This is a genomic window from Maridesulfovibrio bastinii DSM 16055 (genome assembly GCF_000429985.1).
In the GTDB taxonomy this organism is placed as follows: Bacteria; Desulfobacterota; Desulfovibrionia; order Desulfovibrionales; family Desulfovibrionaceae; genus Maridesulfovibrio; species Maridesulfovibrio bastinii.
Window position 1 is genome coordinate 1 of sequence record NZ_AUCX01000027.1, and the last position, 19221, is coordinate 19221.

The following is a 19221-nucleotide window of genomic DNA, read 5'->3' on the forward strand; positions in this document are numbered from 1 at the left end:
TTTTTTAACATGCAAATAATATAAAAAAGTCCCCGCCAAAAGGCGAGGACTTTGTCATCAATCTGAGACCGCATATGGATTCATATGCGGTCTTTCTATTTTATTTAGTGCGCATAGCTTGCAGGGTTTTAAGCTGGGAAACTTTACAGCTGGACTACGCCTCTCTTCCGGACTAATCGCCGAGAATGCTGATAACGCCGCCGCAGATATAGCTATCCGCGAACGTATGCCTATCGATGTTTTGCTTGTTTTTGCTTTGGGGTGTATCTATTTTGGAGCCCTAATAATAGAACAACACCAACTAGGATACGCACGAATGAGCAACAATCTTCCGTCTCCCATTATCGCTACCGTTGCCGACCTCCTTTACAACTTCTACTCCCATGATCAGCTGGATACACAGTTTATGTATGCCGATGCACCGGGAGAACCGCCCGATGGAAGTAAGCCTGCCAAGATCAAAACGTGGTTGGTTCGGTGCAACAAGGTAGATGGCGTTGATCCTTTTCTCGTCCTCGGCAAGCTTATTGAGGATTTTATGGAACGTGAGATGTCGGAGCCAGAGCCTTTCGGCTATGATCCGACTGAGCAGAATAAGCAATGGCTCAAGGAACGAGAGGTGATGAAGACTTGCCTTGGGAAGTATGGGTACAGCTATTTCAGTGGTGGAGTCATTCGTAATGCCGGAAGCACGGGAGCAACGCAAGATCTTGAAGAACGACTACGCAATTATGATCACGCTGCTATTGATGATGAATTCAAGCGTACCATGGAAAATATCGAGGTTGATCCTCCGGCAGCACTGACGGGGGCATGTGCGATCGTCGAATCCTTGTGCAAAGTGTACATCGATGCCCATGACGATCTTACGTTACCGAATAAGGAAACTATCAGCACATTGTGGGAAGTCGTCAGGAAGCATCTCGGTTTTGATCCAAGTTCCCTTGAAGATAATGACCTCAGGAAGATCATTACCGGGACTGGTTCCATAGTTACGGGACTGGGCGCGTTGCGAACTCATGCTGGATCAGCTCACGGTCGTAGCAATGGAACTCGGTACAACCTTCGGCCAAGGCATGTGCGGCTTGCTGTTCATGCTGCACACACCTTAGTAACTTTCGTGCTTGAGACTTGGGAGGAGCGCAGCAGCAAATAGGGTGGTTGGTTCAATAGAGACCGCGAAATTTACTTGTAGCGATACCACTGTATTGAATGCCTTTGAGTAGGGCAAAAGTGCCGTCGCTGGCCTACCCCCTTCAGTTAAGTTCTCGAAGGATGAGAAGGGTGGATAACCCCTATGTTTTACAGGGGCTTAATCGTCAAGTTTTGAACCACGAATTGATTTGCTATCTGCTGCCAATTTGAGATTCAAAGGGAAGAATACAAGATAAGTGAGCATGAGAGGCTGCGGCCCTGGCCGCAGTCTCCTGTTCCATATTTGCCCCATTTATGAGGATCTCCGCATCTCTTCCGGTACAATTAGCCTTAATCTTGTCGAGTATGTTAGGGGTATTTTGTTAACAACAAATGCAAAGATGCACTTGACACGCGCTGGGCTTAATCTTATTGGTATGTCATGCAGACTAAAACAACAAATGCTTTGGTGCATAAAAAATCTAATCAGATCAGATTGGCAAAGTTAGCCAAGCTCATTGCAGGGCACCCATTGCGAGGCAGGATCGAAGATGATCCAGATGGTGATATTTCGGTTGTGCAGCTTAAGAATGTTGATCCTGTAGCCGGTGTTAACATGGCTAAGCTGCCGAAGATTGTCAGCACTGGACGCAGACAGCCGACCTTCCTGAAGCAGGGCGATATTCTCTTTGTTAATCGCGGGATGCGGTTCTTTGGTGCATACGTGGATAAACCTTTAGACAGGGTCGTCGCGGCCCCGCACTTTTTTATTATCCAAGCAGATCAAGACAGAATATTACCTGAATATCTGAACTGGTTCCTGAATAGCCGCAGAGCCCAGCGATATTATTCACAGTGCGCAGCAGGTACGGCATTGCCTCATATAACGAGAAAGACTCTTGATGACTTGCCAGTCGATGTTCCCAGTCTGGACCGGCAAGCCCTTATCGCCAAGGTTTATCGGTGTAGTCTGCGCGAACGGGAACTTACAGAACGTCTACTTGAACGACATGAATTATTGGTCTCCAGTCTACTGGATACCGCATCCAGAACTTCCAAATAACGGAGATATAAATGACAACAGCACAGGTCAGCCAGAAAGAGATCAACGACATTCTCTTTAAGGCATGTGACACCTTCCGGGGCATCCTTAATGCCAATCAGTATAAAGACTACATTCTTGCCATGTTGTTTGTGAAGTACATCTCGGATGTATACCGGGAGCGTTATGACGAGCTGAAAGAGCAGTACAAGGATAACGAGGAACGCATCCAGCGTAGGCTCTCCAGAGAGCGGTTTGTCATGCCGAAGGGTTGCACCTTCTACGATCTGTTTGACCAGCGTAACGCCGCAAACGTGGGCGAGGTAATCAATACCACCCTGGAAAGGATCGAAGATGCGAACCGGGCCAAACTTCAGGGAGTATTTCGTAATATAGATTACAATTCCGAATATAACCTCGGAAAGACCAAGGATCGCAACAGCCGTTTGAAAATTTTTCTGGAAGACCTCAACGATCCCAGGCTTGACCTGAGGCCTTCACGTATCGGGAATCTCGATGTCATTGGTAATGCATACGAATATCTCATTGCAAATTTCGCCGCAGGTGCCGGCAAAAAGGCCGGAGAGTTTTACACCCCGCCCGAGGTCTCCGAATTGATAGCTGAACTGGTCGATCCCCAGCCGGGGGAGCGTATCGGTGACCCGGCCTGTGGTTCCGGTTCTCTGCTAATCAAATGCGGAAACAGAGTTCTCAAGGATTCTGATGATTTCTCCCTGTACGGGCAGGAGATCAATGGCGAGACCTGGGCCTTGGCCAAGATGAACATGTTCCTGCACGGCATGGACCGTGCCCGTATTGAATGGGGAGACACCCTGCGTGATCCAAAGCTTTTGGAAGACGATACCACGATGAAGTTTGAAGTCGTGGTAGCCAACCCGCCTTTCTCATTGGATAAGTGGGGATATAATACTGCCCAGAGTGATTCGTTTAACCGTTTCCATCGGGGATTGCCGCCAAAGTCCAAGGCTGACTATGCTTTCATCTCTCACATGATCGAGACCACCACTCTGGAATCAGGCCGGGTCGGTGTGGTTGTGCCGCATGGAGTCCTTTTCCGTGGCGGTGCGGAAGGTAAAATCAGGAAGCAGCTTATAGAAGAGAATCTTTTGGACACCGTAATCGGTCTGCCAGCTAATCTTTTCTTTGGAACCGGCATACCGGCGGCGATTCTTATGTTCAAACGGAACCGTACAGTCAAAGAGGTTCTGTTTATTGATGCCAGCCGGGAATATGCGGACGGCAAGAATCAGAACAAGCTGCGTCCGCAGGATATCCAGCGCATTGTGGATACTTACAAGACCCGTGAGAATGTGGACAAGTATGCGTACATGGCCGGTTTTGACGAGATCAAAGAGAACGATTTCAACCTCAATATTCCCCGCTACGTGGATACCTTTGAAGAAGAGGAAGAGATCGTGATCGCTGACGTTCAGAAGGAAATCGACGATATCGAAAAGGAACTGGCGGGCGTGCGCGATGAAATGGCCGGTTATCTCAAGGAACTGGGGGTGCTCTAGTGGCCGATGACGATAAGAAACTATCCCCAATGGACCAGACCACGGAGTTCCTGTTGTACACGGCTCCGGGCGGTAAAGTGTCCGTGGAGGTGTTCCTGCACAATGAGAATATCTGGCTGCCTCAAAAGAGGATCGCGGAGTTGTTCGATGTAAACGTTCCGGCCATATCCAAACACTTCAAGAACATCTTTGATAGTGGAGAACTGGACGAAGATTCAGTTGTTTCCATTTTGGAAACAACTGCCGCAGACGGTAAGAATTACAAGACAAAGTATTACAATCTGGATGCCATCATCTCCGTTGGCTACCGGGTTAACTCGTCCAAAGCAACCCAGTTTCGCATCTGGGCCACGGCTCTGCTTAAGGAATATATAATCAAAGGCTTTGCCATGGATGACGAACGTTTAAAGAACGGTCGCCACTTCGGTAAGGACTATTTCCGCGAGTTACTGGAAAGAGTCCGTTCCATTCGAGCCAGTGAACGGCGCATATACCAGCAGATAACCGACATCTTTGCCGAGTGCAGCATCGACTATGATCCGCGCTCGGATGTCACGCAGAAGTTCTACGCCCATGTGCAGGATAAATTTCACTTTGCCATTACCGGGCAGACCGCCAGCGAGATTCAGTTTCACAGGGCTGATTCGGATAAACCGCTTATGGGGCTGCAAACTTACAAGAACGCCCCGGATGGCCGGGTTTTGCTTTCCGACACCAAGGTCGGGAAGAATTATCTGGCCGAGGATGAAATCAAGAAATTGGAGCGCACCGTATCCAGCTTCTTCGATTACATTGAGCGCATCATCGAGAGCCGCACGACCTTTACCATGAAGGCCTTTGCTGACAGCGTGAATCGCTTTCTGGAGTTCAACGAGTATCAGGTTCTGGAAGGGTACGGATCTGTTTCCCGAAAGCAGACCGATGCTAAGGCCCGTGCTGAGTATGAAAAGTTTAATAGGACTCAGCGTATTGAGTCTGATTTTGATAGGGCTTTGAAGGCGATTAAGAAGAAGGATGGTGGGGTATGAGCATTCCTGTAGGGTGGAAAACTTGTCCGTTCAAGACAATAGGAAGTATCATGCCTGATGAATGGGATGCTGCGTTACTGAATAAAATTGCCAATGTGGTGCGAGGTGCTTCACCCAGACCTGCTGGGAGTCCTAAGTACTTCAATGGAGATTTCATTCCTTGGATTACTGTTGGAGATGTAACTAAAGATAACGACATGCATCTTACAAGTACAGCCTCTATGTTAACTGAAGCTGGGTCTAAAAAGACTAGGATTCTCCCTGAGGGGACCTTGCTTCTTACGAACAGCGGAGCAACTCTTGGGGTCGCGAAAATATCCTTAATTGAAGCAGGTGCAAATGATGGAATTGCCGCAATACTTTCAATTAAACGATGCAGTAAAAGGTATCTCTATTACTTCCTAAACTCGAAGACTGAATACTTCCGAACTAAAGTTGCGCCTGGACTTGGGCAACCGAATTTGAATACAGACCTGATTGGTGAAACAGCAATTCCCATCCCGCCTGCGGACGAACAAAGTAAGATCGTTGAGATCCTCTCCACCTGGGACCGAGCCATCGAGAAGACCGAGGCCCTCATCGAGGCCAAGGAACGCCGCAAGAAAGGGCTCATGCAGAAGCTGCTGACGGGGCGGGTGCGGTTTGGGGCAGAATGGGAATTCCCTAAGGCGGAGGAAGTGTTTAAAAACATTTCAGTTAAGGGCTTTCCCGATGAGCCTGTTCTATCCGTTACGCAAGATCAAGGTGTTGTCTTCCGAGATGATTTGGAACGCAAAATCAATATGTCAAAGAGCAACACCCACACATATAAGTTGGTAGAATCAGGTGACTTCGTCATTAGTCTTCGTTCATTTCAGGGAGGCCTGGAATATTCTGAGCTACGGGGCACTGTTAGCCCTGCTTACCACGTAATTCGCTCAAAGCGTCCGATCGAAGATGGATTCTACAAGCATTACTTTAAATCATACGAGTTTATAGGAAGATTAGCAGTTGCTGTTATTGGTATTCGCGATGGGAAGCAGATTAGCTATAACGATTTTTCATTTATGCGACTACCATACCCTCCAGTAGAGCAGCAGAAAGAAATTGCAACTATATTGGACAAAGCGGACCGAGAAATCAAACTTGAGCGTGCAAGATTGGCGACTCTCAAAGAGCAGAAGAAAGGACTGATGCAGCAGTTGCTGACTGGTAAGGTGCGGGTGAACACCAAACCTGCGTAATTGCAGAACGGAAACCATGACTCATCTCAAGGGCTTAACCTCTTGATAAATATAAATGAGTAAAGGAGGTGATAGGTATGAGTGACAAGGACATGCACATCACAGAGCACCCAGACGGCGGCTGGCAAGGTAAAAAGCCAGGTGCCAAGCGAGCATCTTTTCGGACTGACACTCAAGCAGAAGCCATAGGCCGTGCTGCTGAGCAGGGTCGGCGGGAAGGTCTGGAGGTCAGCATCCACGGTAAGAATGGCAAGATTCGTGACAAGCGCAGTTACGGTAATGATCCGTATCCGCCGAAAGGGTAAAAGCTATAACAATAGCTGAGGACCACAGAACGGTCTGATGCTGTAACATCAGGCCGTTAACATGCGGGGAAAAGGAGATAGAAATGAGTAGAAACTGGCGACTTTGGGCCGCGATTACCATCTTCGCGAGCTCCTATTTTCCTTTATCTCTGGTGTTGCTGGTCCAGAATATCAATTCTGCTGCAGTGGCCCGGCTATCCTTTAGCAAAGTCATCGCTCTTTTAAAGTTGTTACCAGTTGAACCATGGGTGACAATAAAGACTATTGTCATGGGGATACTGGGGCTATTGCATAACCCTGGAGTATCCTTATCAATTGCCTTCATATGCTTCGTGAGCATTTTCTTTCTTCGTTTTGTAATGAATAGGATCTCTGGTGGCGAGAACATCAAGGTAAATAAGTCCCTTAAGAATCCAACAGACCTGATGAACTACACCGTTCCATATATGGTGGCATTTATCGGTGTCGACTTGGGAGACTGGCCTAAGGTAGCTGGATTTCTTTGTTTTATGCTCTTTATGTTTATTCTGACTTACAAGTCGAAGCAGTTATTTATGAATCCTATTCTCGCTGTTCTTGGATACAGTCTTTATGACGTTGATTATGAGGTAAATAACTGCACCCGTTCTGCCCGGATACTTTCCAAAGAAGACCTCGTCCCTGAAGATAGATATCGCCTGCTTATGCTTGCGTCCTTGCCAATTGTAACCAAGAAAATCAACTAAGGAGACCTGTCAATGAAATCGCTCCAAGACCTCCAGAATTTCCCCTTTGAGAATGCAACCGCAGCCCTGTGGGTGGTTAAGAAGAGAGTGCAGCAACGCCAAGCCAAATATACTGCCCGTTGGGTAGAAGTCTCTGGCGAAGCAGAGTCTGACTTCAACCTGGAAGATCAATTAGTTAGCGTTGTGACAGATGTTGTTGAAGGTCAAAAGGATGAACTGGACTATGACTATGTTTGTAACCCAGATGAATTCTGTCTTCTGAAAGTAGACGCTGAAGATACCAATATGCCGCTTATTATCGAAAAGATGAGCGTGCCAGGTAGTGAATGTCAGGTCAGTGATGAGAAAGAACTTCTGAACGCTGCGGGGTATGTCATCAAGTTGCAATCTGGAGACAATGTCCTTTACGCGTTCAAGAAGACAGCAGCATCTTGGAAAACGTCAAAGGTTAAGTCCGGCAGATGGGTTATATTTGATGGAGAGTGCATGATTGGTATCTCTCAAGAAGCCGTATTCCAAATTTACAAGAGCGTCGATTTTATTTGCTACGATGACACGGTGTTTATTGCAGACAAGAAGAGTTTTGAATCTGCAATGAATTACAAAGATAGCATGATCGATCGGAGAGATGTCGCCATCACAGACTTGGAAGAATCTGAGGTGTTTAGCTCCGTGGATTCTATCAAGGAATTTGTTGGCGAAGACATGAGGTACTTACGGTCCATCTCATCAATTCTGGATAAGGGCTTCTATAAAGAAGAAGTGTTTATGAATAGGCTCAAAGCAAAGAATGAAGAGCGTGGTTGGGGTATTCAAGTTGATGACAACGGTAAGATAATCCCTACAGAAGATAAAATGGCTGATTTATTCAAGCTGTTGAATGATTTCCGGTTGTATTCAGAATTGAGCCACAATATTTACGATGTTCCATCAACACAGAACGTAGGTTAATCATGGATATCGACTTCAAAGAATACGCATCCTCCCACGCCCCGGCACTGATCCTCCTTGAGCAGCTCGGTTACGAGTATCTATCTCCAGCAAAAGCATTGACCATGCGCGGTGGCCGCAAATCCATGCCTGTTCTGCTGGATATCCTGAATAGCCAATTACGGCGCATGAATTCCATCACGTTCAAGGGACAGGAGTATGAATTCTCGGACGCCAACATTGCCCGAGCCATTCGCGAAGTCGCCCAGATTCCATTTGACAGCCTGATCACCACCAGCGAACAGATCTACGACCTTCTGACTCTCGGCATAAGCTTGGAGCAGACCATCGACGGCTATGTGAAGAGTCATTCTCTGAAGTTCATTGATTGGGAACACCCGGAAAACAACGTTTACCATGTGAGCGACGAATTCGAATTTGAGCGGCGTCATTCCAATTCCGTGCGCAGGCCGGATATTGTGCTTTTCATTAACGGCATCCCCGTTGTCATTATCGAGTGTAAACGCCCGGATAAGCGGGACTCCATCAAGGAAGGTATCAGCCAGCACCTGCGTAATCAGCGTGTGGATGAGGTGCCGGAACTGTATGTGTATAGCCAGTTGCTTCTTTCTGTCTGCCAGAACAAAGCAATGTACGCCACCACGGATACTGATGAAAAGTTCTGGGCTGTCTGGAAAGAAGAAGATGGGGAAGCTCAGAATACCGTATTGGAATCACTCATCAATACGGCCTTGAGCGAGGAACAGAAAGTACGGCTTTTACAGGATGCAACCGAAGAGCAGCGGGAAGCTCTTGAACGGATTTTGAGTTCTGGACAGCGGACACCCACGCCGCAGGATAAAACTATCCACGCTCTGCTTCGACCGGAGCGGCTGTTACAAATTGTCTATGGATTTATCGTCTACGATAACCGAATCAAGAAGGTTGCCCGTTACCAACAATATTTCGCGGTTCAGGCCACGATAAATCGCGTTACCGATGTGAAGGGTGACAGCCGCCGCAAGGGGGGAGTGATCTGGCACACAACCGGTTCCGGTAAATCTTTGACGATGGTCATGCTTGCCAAGGCTCTTACGCTCGATCCCCGTATCCAGAATCCCAAAGTCATTATCGTTACCGACCGTGTGGACTTGGATAATCAGATTTCAAAGACGTTCAATGCCTGCGGTAAGGATGTTGTTCAGGCCACTACCGGGGAACATTTACTGAAGCTCATCTCCGGCGGACGCGCCTCGGTCATTACTACCATAATCGACAAATTTGAGACCGTAGCCAATAAGCGCACCAAAGATGAGGATCGGAACATCTTCGTGCTGGTGGATGAGAGTCACCGCAGCAATTATGGTCAAAGCCATGCAAAGATGCGTGTTGTATTTCCCAACGCTTGCTATATCGGCTTCACCGGAACTCCCTTGCTCAAGAAGGAAAAGAGCACCGCTGAGACCTTCGGCGGGTTTATCCATAAGTACACCATGAATCAGGCCGTGCAGGATCGGGCTGTCGCGCCTCTTCGATATGAAGGCCGCATGAGTGAACTGCATGGCGGTGATGCCGAGCTGGATAAATGGTTCGACCGCATCACTGATGATTTGAACCCTGAGCAGAAAAGTGACCTGAAGAAGAAATTCAAGCAGGCTGAGCAGCTCTTCTCTGCCGATGCCCGTATTGCGGAGATCGCTTACGATATCGCTCAACATTACAAGCAGTTCTGTAAGGGGACCGGAAAGAAAGCACAGTTTGCTGTTTCCAGCAGGGAAGCGGCATTGGCCTATCTGAAGTGTTTTGAGGATCAGGGCGAAGTATCCGTGGCAGTTGTCATGTCAACTCCGGACAGCCGCGAAGGCAATACTTCCACCGATGCTTCCAAAATTCCCGAGGTTCAAGTTTTCTGGAATGACATGATGACTCGCTATGGCAATGAGAAGCAGTACCAGGACAGTTTGATCAGTTCATTCAACAACAGCGATGATCCTGAAATATTAATCGTTATCGACAAACTACTGACCGGGTTCGATGCTCCCCGCAACAGCGTTCTGTATCTCGACAAAAATCTTAAAGAGCACAATATCCTTCAGGCCATAGCGAGGGTGAACCGGCTGTGGGACGGGAAGGAATATGGGCTGGTGGTGGACTACCGAGGCATCTTCGGTGCCTTGAACGAGGCCATCGACACATATGCGGCCTTGGAGAAGGAAGGGTTTGACCGGGCAGACATTGAAAATACCATTATCGACGTAAGCCGTGAAATCGAACAGCTTAAGGCCCGTCATGCCAACGTCTGGGAGATTTTCAAAGAGGTCGGGAACAAGGCTGACATCGAGAGCATGCAGCTTACGCTGGAACCGGAGGATATCCGTGAACAGTTTTATGAAGCACTCAAGCTCTTCGCCAATACTCTTCAGCTGGCCTTGTCCAATGTCCGGTTTCTGGAAACTACACCGGAGAAGACGATCAGCCGGTACAAGAATGATCTGAAAGAATTCCTCAACCTGCGCAATGCCGTGAAACATCGTTTTGGTGAATCCGTCAATTATTCAGCTTACGAGCAGCAGCTCAAGAACATGGTCAACAAGCATATCGGTGCTGACGCTGTACGGGAGGTCGTGGCTCCTGTTGATATTTTTGCGGTGGATGATTTTGAGCGGCAGCTTGATTTGATTGAGGGCGATGCGGCCAAAGCGGACCACATAGCCGCCCGAGTCAAGAAAACTATCACCGTCAAAATGGATGAAGACCCGACAATGTACCGGAGACTCTCCGAGATCATTCAGGAAATGATCATCAATCACCGGGCGAAACGCCTTTCCGATGCGGAATACCTCAGCAAGATGCATAATTTGTTGGAAGTACAGACTGGGGAAAGAAGCAATGTTCCGGGTGTATTGAGGGGACGGGACGACGCGATTGCATATTTCGGGGTTATCGGGGACATGCTCGGCATACCAGAAGATGCTGAGGCATACATTGCCGAGATGGCATTGCAGATCGATGAGGCCATCGCACCCAAAAAGATTCGTGACTGGAGCTCCAATGTCGACATCAAAAACAATATGATGAATGATATCGAAGATGTACTTTATGAAGGCTCAGAGATTCATGGAATAGATATCCCGGATGAATCCATAGACAACATAATCGACAAGCTGCTGCTCGTCGCCCAAAGACGTGATCTTGACTGATTTGCCTATACTTCGCTCAGTGCTGTTTGGCACAACACAGATAGAATTCTCCATTCGTCCCGCAAACCGGAAGACCTTGGCTATCCATGTTTTCCCTGATGGCTCTGTTGTGACCTATGCTCCGCTTGATGCGACCGAAGCTGAGGTTGCGGAAAAGGTTAAACGCAAAGGGGCGTGGATACTCAAGCAGAAGAGGCAGTTCGCTTCTTACCCACCAGCCATTCCAGCCCGGCAATACATCTCCGGAGAAAGCTTAGCATATTTGGGTCGTCACTACCGGCTGAAGGTCAGAGAAGGCGATATCCGCTCTGCTAAATTGATCGGTTCCTTCCTTGAAGTTTCAATTCAGGCAGAAGATGACACTGACGTTGTGGAATCTTTGGTTCAGGCGTGGTTACGTTCAAAGGCACAAAGCGTGTTCGATTCGCTAATGAAAGTATGTGTAGCGAGATCTGCAAGGATAGGCATCGTCGATTCACCTCCGTGGCGTTTACTACGCATGAAAAAGCGATGGGGAAGTTGTACCAAGGACGGAACCGTCATTCTGAATCCAGAGCTCATCGCAGCTCCCAAAGATTGTATCGAGTACGTAATCCTTCATGAGCTGTGTCACCTGAAGATCAAGAATCATTCCCGTAAATATTATCGTTTGCTATCGCAAGTCTCTCCTAACTGGGAACAATTGCGCATAAAGCTCAACCGGGCGGTTGAGTGGCGGTTGGATTATTAAGGGCGGGGATATGTCGGGTCGATGCCAGGTATTTTATGCTACTCGGCTATCGTTATTTGTAGTGTTGAAGCCCACTGCTTTCGCCCTCCTTTTGTAGGGATATGGGAGTCAGTTAGTCCCTATGTTTTTCAGGTGCGTAGTCATTGATTTTGCGGTCGCAGTATTTGAATAGAAATCGCAGCGTTATTTGGAATTTTTCATACATGTGATTTTGGTGTGTGAGCGCAGTAGCTTACATATGCCCCTCCCCAACCATATCGCTACAGCTGGGAAGGCGCACATTTCGCTTAGTATATGCTGACTATGTTGACAGCAGTATGACCAACGTCGCAGAGTGGATTATCGCTTGCCGTAGCCATTTTGGCCAGCACATCTGCGCGTTCATTAAAAGCGTTGTCACTGTGTCCTTTGACCCATTCCCAGACTACGTGGTGTCCGTGGAGCAGTTCAAGCAGTTCCTTCCACAGGTCCTGATTCTCTACCGGCTTGCCGTTTGCTTTCCGCCACCCCCTAGCTGTCCATCCGTTAATCCAGCCCTGACCAAAAGCATCCGTTACATACTTTGAATCGGAGAAGATAACTATTTCACTGGGCGTGCAGACAGTTTTAAGGCTTGCAATGACTGCTCTGAGTTCCATCCGGTTATTGCTTGTGTCGTGGTAGCTCTGGGAGAGTTCCAGTGTTTCTCCGTTGACTTGGACGACGGCTCCATATCCACCGCAAGCGTTTTTGAACTGATTTCCGAGGCATGAGCCATCAGTGTATATGTAAACTGGGTTGATCATCATGGTTTCCTAGGGTTTAAGTGTTAAGTTCTTATATTATCGTGGTCGGGAATATTTTTTATTTGGGCTTGGTTGCCATGCCGAATAAGGCTTAGAAACACATGCCCGTGGTAATTGTGGGGCCTGTAAGGGCGGCGTTTTGCTGAATCGCAGGAACTTGGGATGCACCATACCGTTTCACTTTATGCGGGTAGCCCTCTTTGCTGTACGACTTTGACAAGTACTGTATCCATTTGTTTGCTTCATTCAACGTCTGCTCGAAATCTGGAGAGTTCCTGCGTATTTGGATTGCAGTATTGATGTACTGGGTCTCCAGATGGTGCGAGCACAAGTGAACTAAGCCTGCTGCTGAATGACCTACGGTCATCCCCCAGAGCTCGGTCGCTTTCTGGTAAATTTTGTGTGGGTTCTGAATGATATTGCCATCAAGGAACAGGACTAGGTGGAAATGGTGCTTGCCAGCTATGGAATTCATCGATTGTTCTCTTACCCAGACGTAATAAGGGGTAAGGCCTTTGCGTGTGCAATTCTTGATGAATGAATTTAAAAACTTAGTGAAGGCGTTGTTGTCATCGGGGTAATTTATGCCTTCGGGGTAAGTGAAGTCTAATCTTATTATCAGGTTCTTACTCCTGCTTGTGCTGCTATGAATAACTACTCGTTCTATGGTGTCTTTTATCTCACTGATATAGTCATTGTTATAGTAGGTCATGTATAGCTCCATTAAGATAGAGTATGTTCCTCTATCTATTAATCTTATTACTATTTTACCTGATTTGGCTAAGTCTCTTCAGCCTGAATTACTCAGGAAAGATTTTGCTCAAACCAAGCTCTGCCTTGGGGTAATTGTTGTCAGGATTACTCTGCCATGTGCGGGTTTTCTTTGAGCAACTGGCCCAGCCACCAGTCCAGAAACGGTTCCCGGGCGATAAGCACCTTTCTGCCACCTGCTTTGAGGAAGCACTTCTCCGGGATGCGTTCTTCCTGTGGTAAGTTTTTGTTACGGCTTCTGATGTTCTGAATAGTCCGCCATCTGACGGCATGGCCGGTGAGGGTATCAATAGCAGTTGCTGCAAATATGGGTGGCAGAAAATCGGTGAGCTGCTTGCGTAAGTTGTCCATGGAATCTCCTATGGTTTCAGGTTCATAGGGTTCCGAAGGCTGATAATTTATTATTTGCGAACCAATCTGGATAGCTAGCGTAGGCTGCGCAGGGGTGCTATTGCCTCAGTGACGAAGTTGAGTTTGCCAAGGATAAAAAGAGCGTGGAGGGATTGATGCCATATCGGTATGCGCTGTTTCCATCAGGGGAAATTAGAGGTTTTGAGGAGACCGAAGCAAAGCAGTTGGAAATGATTCGGCGTGGAGCGACTGCTTTCAGTGGTCATTCATTCTCTGAGCCGTTGAGGAATGGCCTAATGCCGAAGAGAATTTGGGGCGATTTGTATTTGTTTATGGAAAGTGATGATCCGCTTAATACTCCTATGATGATAGAACTTTTCCGCAGATATTTTATTGTACCTGCTAACTACAAGGTGTGTCCGTGGAAAGATGGGCTTTCGATCCTTGCTATTAAAGAAAAGGCGTTTCGTGGGGATATTGGGTCTCCTGCAAGATTTGAATTTGAGGATGAAATAGAAAGGCAGTTTGATTGTCATACCCCTACGATTTCTTTGAAGGATGTTGAATCGCACTCTTTAAAGTTTATTCCTACTGATGTGTGGAGTTGTATGGTAAATAAAGGGGCGTCATTGGTAGATCTCCCCGTTACATTGTTAGCCCGTGAATACCTTGATAAACATGCCGGGTTTCCTGGAAGTAAAGATTATTTTCGTCCAAAGGAATGGCTATTCACGAGGTGCGGATATGTGCGACGTCTTATGAAACCAAATTCAAGCCGTGAGGAGTGGAAAAATGTTTTAGCCGCATTGGTTGACGGTTCAAATGGGCTGAAGGAGCATGATTATGTTTTATCTGTTTTAGGCATGAACCATTTAATTGGGGAAATAAGTTATGGTGAGATAAACAGTGAGCGGATTAGCAGACGAAGAAAATTTAATTGTCATGACATAGACTTCCTTCGTGGGTACTGCAAAAGGGATTGTGGAGTTACCACTCCTTACGCCTTACCTTATTTATCATTTGTGGCTGAAGATCCTGAATGTTTTGTCGGCAATATTGATGGTGGCGCAAACAACAGCAAAGGTTTTTATCTAAAATATGGGAATATCAAGAGGGCTGAGAAACGAATCATGGATCCAATTTGGGTCAGAAGTCATTATGACGGAGGGGTGCAAATTGCCTGTTATGATAAGTATGGGCGTTATGTTGATTTGAAGGTTTCGTATGTTGATATTGATTCCCCTAAATTTTTTTCGCTCTTGCTTTCTCGTCAAGTTCATGTCCCACAAGGCAAAGCTGAGCGAGGTGTGCTCCGCAAATATTTGCTTAGCCAGTTGCCTTCAAGGAAAGAAAAGATCGTCTATTCAATCTCCGACTATGCAGGTTGGCAAACAGATGCAGAGGGCGTTGAGCAGTACGTTTTGCCAGTCGATTCCATGCAGGGGCAAGTCCAGAAAATTAAGGCCAAATCCCAAGTATTACCAACTTCCCAAGATCTTTATAATTCACCTAGAATTGGCAGAGAAAGATTTGTTCCGGAAGCAGTGCTGGCTGCGTTATTTTCTCTTGCTGCTCCTTTGCTATCCAAAATAGGCATGGAAGGTGTTTGTCTGCATTTTCATGGGGGTACTCCAGAGAACCGGAAGCTTATTATACATGCCGTTCAGACTGTTTGGGGCGAGAGGTTATTCCCTGTCCATTACTCATTAGCTGATGCTCAGGAGCATATTGTTGCAGTTAAAATGCACAGGAATGATTCTGTGCTCTGTGTGCCGGAGGTGCAGGAACACCAGGTTTCCGGTATGCGTAAATTTTTACGCCGATACTTTCTGGGGTGGGGGGAGTCTGATCCTGGGATCAATGGAGTAGTGATTTCTACTGGGCCTGCCGCGCTGGGAGAAGAAAAGGAAAGAAGTAAAGGGCGTGCGGGGTATATGAACAAGGGCAGGGTGCTGGCGATTGATATCGAACTTGGCGAATGGAGCGGCATGGGTGTTGAGTTAACGGAGGCAGACGGTGAGTTATTGCTGAGCAAGTTGGTAGATGGGAGTTATAAGCTGCTCCTACGGGAATTTAAAGTTGATTCCATTAGGGAAGAGCTTAAGCGAAAGCATGTTAGTGCTGTCTATGGCGTTTTAATTACTGTGTTTGAGGTCGTGCTTCGGATTGCTGGGTGTCTTCCTAAAGAAGGACGCACTCTACTTGCTTCCTGCGATGAAGAATTAGGCTCCTTACTGGCCCGACATAATTTTGAGCGGATATTTTTTGGCCGGATTGCCATCAAGCTAAATCAGCTCATCAAAGACGCTCAAGAGAACTCGGAGTCATGTGCTGAGTATGTAATACCTTGTGGGCGAGGGTGCTTTGCTGTCACTGCGGCAAGGTTCGATAAGCTTATTCCCAAAGATGTCTCAAAGGCGATATTTACTGCATGGCTCAAGAATAAAAAGGTACTCCGCGCCTCCAAAGGTAAAGTCTGTAGAGAGAAACATTTTCCTGCTAGTTCGAAGACCCTCAGGGCATATTTTGTTTATTTCAAGTCGTTACAGAATCTAGTGGGAGAAGATAATACGAGTCAGAAATCTGAAGCTAAGCAGCCTTCCCTCGAGGATCTTAGGAATGCTTCTTTTCGTGAGAAACTGGAGTATTTAAGTCGGTAGATATTGCGTATACTACTGCTAAATCATTGATTGGCTGATTTATAATCATGGATGGGTTTCGCCCCTGTGGGGTTATATTTCGTCGTAAATATAGACCGGATTCAATTCTTAGACTCAAACGTAAGCGTAAGATCTTACGTATGGATCTAGAATTGAATATAATTAAATATGATTGATTGTAATTAGATTGGATTTAATGTATGTGAATTAAATTAAATTGATTTAGATTTGGAGGAGATATGGTCTTAGATTTAGAAGAGGAGCTTGAGCGCTATTCTCAATATGAAGACAAAACGGTGCAGTACACAATAAGGGTATCAAAGGAGTGCGGTGATCGAATTGAGGAGCTGAAGGATAGGGGGGCCAAAAGTGCTGCTGCGATTGTCAGAGTGTTTGTTGAGGCAGGAAGTAAAAATTTATTAGCAGCAAGAAGCATGAGCGAAGGTTTCGAAAATGCTGAGACAGAAGGTGTTGGTCTCGAAGAGTTAGGTAAAGAGGTCGATTCCCTACGGGAAGAGGTTGCTTCTCTTAAGCGGCAGATGAAAGACATGTGGAATCTTTTGGACGAATCTACTGGTGGAGCTGCCAAAGATATTGACGAGGAACTGGATTCGGATAAATCAAAGGAGACAGACCAAGAGGCAACAGAGCAGGAATTACCAGATTCTGACTTGTCCACTGACGAAGTAACTGATAAATCCGAAAACGCATGAACACACTAAACCTCGACACCCTCAAATCCCGCCTAGACGCACAGAGACCGCTTCCACCCGAAGTGGTCAAGAACCTGCGTGAAGATCTGGCCCTGCGCTGGACCTACAACTCCAACGCTATTGAAGGGAACACGCTTACGCTTCAGGAAACCAAGGTCGTGCTTGAAGGCGTGACCGTTGGCGGCAAGTCTATTGCCGAACACCTTGAGGCGACAAACCATGCCCATGCTATCAACCTTGTCTATGCTTTGGTGGAGCAGGGTGATCCTTTAGATGTGCGCACGATCAAGGAAATTCATAGCCTTATCCTGAAGGGTATTGATGATCGGAATGCCGGGGTGTTCCGCACTGTGAACGTGACTATTTCCGGTGCTGAGCATGTGCCACCGGATTTTCTGAATTTGCAGGATGAAATTGACCAGTTTATGGATTGGTACAACGGTGACGGAGCTGAGCTGCATGTCGTTGAACGCGCTGCTCGTGTCCATGTGGATTTCGTAAAGATCCATCCCTTTGCTGATGGTAATGGCCGAACTTCTAGGTTGCTGATGAACCTCGAATTGATGAAGGGGGGATTCCCGCCGGTTGTATTTCAGAATTCTGAGCGGTTGTCCTATTATGAAGCTTTAGAAGCTGCTTGCGTGAAGCTCGACTATGGTCCGTTCTTGGAAATGACCGAGAGGCTTGTGCTGGATAGCTTCAAGCCGTACTGGTTCGCATTGGGCTTGGATGAGGACGGACAGACCAAGTTTTAATCGTCCAGCACCGCTACTGCTGCTTTCAGGTTGTCTGGGGCCAAGTGGGCGTATCTTTCAGTCATGGCGAGGGTCGAGTGCCCCATGAGTTTTGCCACGGTGTAGAGCGGAGTTCCACGCTGAACCAGCCAGCTTGCGAAGGTATGGCGCAGGGTATGGAACACCACTTTCTGTCTGCGGTCAGAGTGGTCCTCATTGAATTTTAGCTTTGTGACCGATTTACTGAACGCTCTGGGGATTTCATAGCGGCGGTTGCCATCCTTACCACCAAATACGATTTGAGCTGACTTCGGGGAACTTTTCCGTAATCCTTCCAGTTCTCTCTTTACCTGCTTGGTCATAAACGCATGCCGTGCCAGTCCACTTTTAGATTCGCGGATGAGGATCATGTCGTTGTCGAAGTCTATATCCCGCCATTCAAGATTGAGAATCTCACCGGCACGAAGGCCGCAATAGAGCGAGACAAGCGCGATTAAGTGGATATTGCTCTCGTAGGTCCTCAACTCATCCAGTAGTTGGCTGGCTTCATCTTCCGACAGAAACCGTATGCGCCGGTTGTCAGTCTTGGGAATCTTGGTCTTTTGAACCGGATTGTCTCCACTGAAAATATCCAGATTCTTGGCAATGTTGTAGACCTGACGCACAGTAGCCAGTGCGTATTGAATTGAGCGAGGGCTGCGGTCCTTCTGACTCATGGACTGTTTGATCTGCTCCAGGTCGGTAGGGGATACTGCAACAAATGGAATCTTGCCTATGGCTGGCGATATCCATAGCCTATACAGGCTCTCCTCACGCTTCCATGACTTCTCTGATTTGTTTGTCTTGGCCTGCGGTTCATAGAATCTCTTCCAGATCTCATCAAAGCTGATTTCAGCGCGGTGCCTTGCCTCTTCGAGTAGTCTTTCTTCTTTGAGCTGGGCCTCGGCCATCTCCTTCTTCTGTTTCAGAGTCTGGGGGAATTTGCCTTGGGCGTGATTGGATTTCAACTCACCGAGGAGGTTGGCAGCGTCTTGGGGCTTGACTCCGTTACTGGCCCAGCCCACAGCTTCAGTCTTGGTCTTGCCGTTATGCTTGTAGGTAATGGTGTAATATTTGTCAGGCTGGATACCGTGCTTGCGGGTCTCATGTTCCCGGTAGCGGACACCGGGGAATTTGGTCTTACTCCAAGTCGTCTTAGCCATATTACCTCCAGATTTTGTACAACTCCTGTACAACTTTTTCAGCATACGGGCAATGATTCTTGGTGATAATCTGTGAGGGCTAAATTCAAGGAAGTCCTTTTATATCAACGTATAAGTGGTGGTTGTGTGATGTGCTGTGAAGATGTGTGA

Annotated in this window: 18 protein-coding genes; 13 read left to right on the plus strand and 5 right to left on the minus strand. The window is 47.2% G+C overall.

The genetic code is table 11. The features are described from left to right. The first annotated feature begins 622 nt into the window (after window positions 1-622). The 6 genes from G496_RS21295 (at window position 623) to G496_RS0113125 (ending at window position 6270) form a co-directional block, all read left to right on the plus strand. A complete protein-coding gene (locus G496_RS21295) occupies window positions 623-1156 on the plus strand; it encodes an abortive infection family protein (RefSeq protein WP_245577931.1) in 534 nt (177 codons plus the stop codon). Between the two features lie 510 nt (window positions 1157-1666). Further along, window positions 1667-2197, plus strand: a complete 531-nt coding sequence (locus G496_RS0113105; protein WP_156900654.1) for a restriction endonuclease subunit S domain-containing protein — start codon at window positions 1667-1669, stop codon at window positions 2195-2197. 11 nt (window positions 2198-2208) lie between these two features. After that, window positions 2209-3714 (plus strand): type I restriction-modification system subunit M, encoded by a 1506-nt coding sequence (locus G496_RS0113110; protein WP_027179677.1) that lies wholly within the window; start codon window positions 2209-2211, stop codon window positions 3712-3714. Window positions 3715-3854: 140 nt separating this feature from the next. Continuing rightward, window positions 3855-4742, plus strand: a complete 888-nt coding sequence (locus G496_RS0113115; protein WP_245577927.1) for a virulence RhuM family protein — start codon at window positions 3855-3857, stop codon at window positions 4740-4742. Between the two features lie 50 nt (window positions 4743-4792). After that, complete coding sequence (locus tag G496_RS20650) at window positions 4793-5965, plus strand: restriction endonuclease subunit S (protein ID WP_169725764.1); 1173 nt, start codon at window positions 4793-4795, stop codon at window positions 5963-5965. A 77-nt stretch (window positions 5966-6042) separates the two neighbouring features. Next, window positions 6043-6270 carry a DUF2188 domain-containing protein gene (locus G496_RS0113125; protein WP_027179679.1) on the plus strand — a complete coding sequence of 76 codons (228 nt, stop codon included), beginning with the start codon at window positions 6043-6045 and terminating at the stop codon, window positions 6268-6270. 133 nt (window positions 6271-6403) lie between these two features. Here the strand turns inward: G496_RS0113125 and G496_RS21160 are convergent, their stop codons facing one another. Then, window positions 6404-6610, minus strand: a complete 207-nt coding sequence (locus G496_RS21160) for a hypothetical protein (protein ID WP_156900655.1) — start codon at window positions 6608-6610, stop codon at window positions 6404-6406. 19 nt (window positions 6611-6629) lie between these two features. On the opposite strand from G496_RS21160, the gene G496_RS21165 reads away from it, so the two are divergent. Genes G496_RS21165 through G496_RS0113145 form a run of 4 tightly spaced genes read left to right on the plus strand, consistent with a single transcriptional unit; the run spans window position 6630 to window position 11855 of the window. Continuing rightward, a complete protein-coding gene (locus tag G496_RS21165) occupies window positions 6630-6995 on the plus strand; it encodes a hypothetical protein (protein ID WP_156900656.1) in 366 nt (121 codons plus the stop codon). 12 nt (window positions 6996-7007) lie between these two features. Next, window positions 7008-7946 (plus strand): DUF4868 domain-containing protein, encoded by a 939-nt coding sequence (locus G496_RS0113135; RefSeq protein WP_027179681.1) that lies wholly within the window; start codon window positions 7008-7010, stop codon window positions 7944-7946. A 2-nt stretch (window positions 7947-7948) separates the two neighbouring features. Beyond that, window positions 7949-11125 (plus strand): type I restriction endonuclease subunit R, encoded by a 3177-nt coding sequence (locus G496_RS0113140; protein WP_051295043.1) that lies wholly within the window; start codon window positions 7949-7951, stop codon window positions 11123-11125. Beyond that, window positions 11118-11855 carry a M48 family metallopeptidase gene (locus G496_RS0113145; protein ID WP_027179683.1) on the plus strand — a complete coding sequence of 246 codons (738 nt, stop codon included), beginning with the start codon at window positions 11118-11120 and terminating at the stop codon, window positions 11853-11855. Before G496_RS0113140 ends, G496_RS0113145 begins: the two co-directional genes overlap by 8 nt. A 287-nt stretch (window positions 11856-12142) precedes the next feature. On the opposite strand, the gene rnhA is transcribed toward G496_RS0113145, so the two are convergent. The 3 genes from rnhA to G496_RS0113160 all read right to left on the minus strand — a co-directional run bounded on the left by rnhA (window position 12143) and on the right by G496_RS0113160 (window position 13762). Further along, entirely contained in the window at window positions 12143-12640 is a 498-nt protein-coding gene (gene rnhA / locus G496_RS0113150) for a ribonuclease HI (RefSeq protein WP_034633285.1), read from the minus strand. 91 nt (window positions 12641-12731) lie between these two features. Further along, on the minus strand, window positions 12732-13352 hold the full coding sequence (locus G496_RS20655; RefSeq protein WP_051295045.1) for a YagK/YfjJ domain-containing protein: 621 nt from the start codon (window positions 13350-13352) through the stop codon (window positions 12732-12734). A 146-nt stretch (window positions 13353-13498) separates the two neighbouring features. Further along, a complete protein-coding gene (locus G496_RS0113160) occupies window positions 13499-13762 on the minus strand; it encodes a hypothetical protein (protein ID WP_027179685.1) in 264 nt (87 codons plus the stop codon). A gap of 155 nt (window positions 13763-13917) precedes the next feature. Between G496_RS0113160 and G496_RS0113165 the strand changes: the two genes are divergently transcribed. The 3 genes from G496_RS0113165 (at window position 13918) to G496_RS0113175 (ending at window position 17890) form a co-directional block, all read left to right on the plus strand. Continuing rightward, window positions 13918-16422 (plus strand): DUF927 domain-containing protein, encoded by a 2505-nt coding sequence (locus G496_RS0113165; protein ID WP_027179686.1) that lies wholly within the window; start codon window positions 13918-13920, stop codon window positions 16420-16422. A gap of 239 nt (window positions 16423-16661) precedes the next feature. Further along, on the plus strand, window positions 16662-17135 hold the full coding sequence (locus G496_RS0113170; RefSeq protein WP_027179687.1) for a hypothetical protein: 474 nt from the start codon (window positions 16662-16664) through the stop codon (window positions 17133-17135). Beyond that, entirely contained in the window at window positions 17132-17890 is a 759-nt protein-coding gene (locus tag G496_RS0113175; RefSeq protein WP_027179688.1) for a Fic family protein, read from the plus strand. The genes G496_RS0113170 and G496_RS0113175 overlap by 4 nt, the downstream gene beginning before the upstream one ends. Here G496_RS0113175 and G496_RS20660 read toward each other — a convergent pair. Next, window positions 17887-19071, minus strand: a complete 1185-nt coding sequence (locus G496_RS20660) for a tyrosine-type recombinase/integrase (protein WP_051295046.1) — start codon at window positions 19069-19071, stop codon at window positions 17887-17889. The genes G496_RS0113175 and G496_RS20660 overlap by 4 nt on opposite strands. Window positions 19072-19221: the final 150 nt, after the last annotated feature.